Source organism: Streptococcus sp. SGI.013, assembly GCF_050315295.1.
Lineage (GTDB): Bacteria > Bacillota > Bacilli > Lactobacillales > Streptococcaceae > Streptococcus > Streptococcus porcorum.
Genome location: NZ_JBNPOS010000055.1, coordinates 1 through 3,423, shown reverse-complemented (window position 1 = coordinate 3,423; position 3,423 = coordinate 1). Strand labels below are relative to the sequence as shown.

Annotated in this window: 3 protein-coding genes; 1 reads left to right on the top strand and 2 read right to left on the bottom strand. The window is 32.0% G+C overall.

Annotated elements, in window-relative coordinates:
• A partial coding sequence (locus tag ACQRDX_RS09060; RefSeq protein ID WP_427896558.1) for a hypothetical protein occupies positions 1 to 479 on the top strand: 479 nt, incomplete at its 5' end.
• A 158-nt stretch (positions 480 to 637) separates the two neighbouring features.
• Here the strand turns inward: ACQRDX_RS09060 and lnu(B) are convergent.
• Positions 638 to 1,441 (bottom strand): lincosamide nucleotidyltransferase Lnu(B), encoded by an 804-nt coding sequence (gene lnu(B), locus ACQRDX_RS09055; RefSeq protein WP_018659192.1) that lies wholly within the window; start codon positions 1,439 to 1,441, stop codon positions 638 to 640.
• A 53-nt stretch (positions 1,442 to 1,494) separates the two neighbouring features.
• Positions 1,495 to 2,979: an ABC-F type ribosomal protection protein Lsa(E) gene (gene lsa(E), locus ACQRDX_RS09050; RefSeq protein WP_427896560.1), complete on the bottom strand. Its 1,485-nt coding sequence runs from the start codon at positions 2,977 to 2,979 to the stop codon at positions 1,495 to 1,497.
• Positions 2,980 to 3,423: the final 444 nt, after the last annotated feature.

Below are 3,423 nucleotides of genomic sequence, written 5' to 3'. Positions count from 1 at the left end.
ATAAATTTAGAGATTTAGAAAAAATCAAAGAAATCATATACGGCGAAAATGAAATAGATCCCGTACTAGTGGCCCTTCTTTATGAATATAAGGATAGAGGAAAGAAAGGGTACGAACTAACAGAGAAATTCTTTCGATGGTTTGAGCAAAAGTTTTCTACAGATTATCAAATTGATGGACCTGTTAGAGCTGGTAAAGACATTAACTTATGTGATGTGCTTGATAAATATGACAAAAAAACTCCTGCGGATTTCATTATAACTGATAAAGTTTCGAGGGAAATTATTGCAGTTGGGTTTGCTCGCTACGACTCAGATAGAGGTGGAGCTCAAGAAGACGACCGTACATCTGGAAATAGGGATAAAATCACCCTAATTAAAGAGTACAATAAAAAAATGAACCGTCAAATAAAAGTAATTTTTTTGAATGACGGTCCAGGTCTTTTATTAGGTTCAATGTGTTTTGAGATGAGGGGATAGCTGTCAAAAATTAGTCACTTGAACATTATTGTCTTTGAGGGAAGATATCCACTGAGGGCTTGCGTATGTGGGAACATATCCATAGACTTCGCTGTTTTTTGAAAACCGAGGTATACTGTTAATTCTTAGTAACCAATGCTCTAAATAACGTTACTCTTCTATTCACTAATGTAATTCAACAATCTTTCTAAAATATCATGTGTAACTTTTAAGTTGTATTGTTCAAGAAGGTGACTTCGCAAATCTATAACTAACAGTAAGGAATTTTTATAGGCTTCAAATAATTCTACCTTATCTAATCGAGCAGTGGTCTTTGCAAACTTTTTATAATTTTCAAGGCTAATTTCTTTTTCAAGGTTCTTACTCATATTTAGCCAATTATCCGCATTTTTTTCTACCATACGTATAAGTTGTAGTATATTTTTTTGAAGCTGTGATAAGAGTTCTAAAGAACGAGCATATTCTCCTCTTTTTAGAACATTGATTCCCATCAACCATAGATTAGAGAAATCACACAACAAGAAATTAGCATTTTCTTCAGTAAGTCTATTTGGTCTTGCACCACTTATCTCTAATAAATAATTTTCTAATTGCCCTGTTTCATCGTAAATAAGCATATCCTTCATATCAGGAATATAACCTGAATCTTTAAACGAGGGGATTATGTTCATATCTTTTTCAGAAAGGAAATGAAATTCCCCACGTATAAGATTATCAAAAATAACTACCTCTGTTCCATACTCATTTTTATAAAGCATCAAGTACGGAGCTACGTCAAACAACCAGTTGGATGAATCAAAGTTCGAGGTTATGCTATCTTTCAAAAATATATAGAACTCTATATCCGAGTATTGGTCACCTTCTCCTTTGGTAAACGATCCATACATCATACAAGCTGTAATTCGTTCATCTGACTCAGTAAGATTCTTAACGTTTGCAATTAATTCTTTTTGTTTTAACATTTCTTCACCCTTTCATGTAAATATCTTTTAGTTATTGTGGCAACTCAAAATCTCTACAAACCTAAATTAATATTTTTCGTACAAATGTTATTGCAAAAAGCATCATCATGCTCCACAAACAATAGTGTAGGACAATATTCCAAAATCATTTTTTCAATTTGGATACGTGAAAAAATATCAATATAGTTCAATGGCTCATCCCATATATACAAATGTGCACTTTCACAAAGGCTTTTAGCAATTAGTACTTTCTTTTTCTGACCAGCACTAAAATCCACCATGTTCTTATCAAACTGCTCTCTATTAAAATCCAGTTTACGAAGAATCGTTTTAAATAGAGTTTCATCGATCTTATTATTATAGGCAAATTCAGATAGATTACCTTTTAAATATGAAGTATCTTGCGAAATATAAGAAATTTTTAGTCCACTTGCTAGCATAAAATTTCCGGTAAATTTAATATCATCTCCATTAATCAATTTTAGGATACTAGACTTACCACTCCCATTTTTTCCGATAATGGCAACTCTATCACCAATATTGACTCTGAAATTAAGATTACTGCATACTTCTTTATCTCCATAAGACAATGATAAATCATTCGCTTCTATTAAGCACTCTTTGTGAAATTCAAGTGGTGAAATTTTTAAGTCGTCATATTGTTCGATGTTGTGGAGCAGCTCTGATTTTTGTGAAACAGCTTCCTGATGTCTTGACTCAATATTTTTGGCACGTTTCATCGCTTTTGCAGCTTTATGTCCAACATAGCCCTTATCCAGTTTTGAACCAGAATTTGTTGTTCCATATTTACTTTTTTCTACTTTATTTGACCAGTTTGAACTACGTTTTGCTGCATAAGACAACCTTCCTATTTCTTTAAGGAGTTTCTTGTTTTCTGCCAGTTCAAAATTATCTTGTAACGTTTTGTTCTCCCACCAAGAAGTAAAATTTCCCTTTTGGATTTCGATATTCGTTTTATTGATAGATAGTATATGGTCAACACATTGATCAAGTAAGCTTCTATCATGAGATACCAAAATAAACCCCTTCTTGCGTTTCAAATAGTTTTGCACTACATTACGTGCATCGATGTCAAGATGGTTTGTAGGTTCATCAATAAGCAGGAAACAACTCGCTGTAAGGAATAAAGCTGCAAGAAGGACCTTCGTTTGCTCACCATTTGACAATGTATTAAACGGACGATATAAAACATCTTCTTGAACATCAAGCAATGATATTTCACGAAAAATCTCCCAATCCATACATTCCGTACAAATACTCTTCATTACTTCAATTGTATATAGACTCTTATCTTCCACATCATAAGGAAAATACTCAAACTTAACTGTAGAACTTATATTGCCGGAATACGCATATTTGCCAAGCAGTAAATTTAAGAAAGTAGTTTTACCGCGTCCGTTTCTTCCAATAAAACCGAGTTTCCAATCTGTATCTATCTGAAAACTTACATTTTCAAAAATATTGTCATAACTTCCTTCATATGAAAAAGTTAGATTTGAAACATTTATTAAAGACATGTATTTCTTCCTCCTTTACATTATAAAAATTTTATAAGCAAAGTTGGTTTTCGGCATTAATTACTCTACAATGTTATCCAACTCTGCATGGATTTTGTCATGGATGGCATAGTGTTATTGTCTATCACATTTATCTTCCTTTCTTTTACAAATATTAAAAGCCGCAAGAAAGTAAATTCTTACGGCTCAAAAACAAATACTATTATTACCTTTTGTAATATATAAGGTTACTGTAATGTATTATTGAGTGTCGAATACTTAACTTTCTTGCAATTTGCACAACAAAACAAACGGTTCTATATCCGTTTCTTTAAATATCTTATTATGCATCATATAATTAGCAAGAAAAGTTATACATTCTTCCACCTCCAAGTCTTTTTATTATATCATATTATCTTCAAAAATCCAATATAATTTTTCTGCTTTTGTGATTTTTCTGTTTTT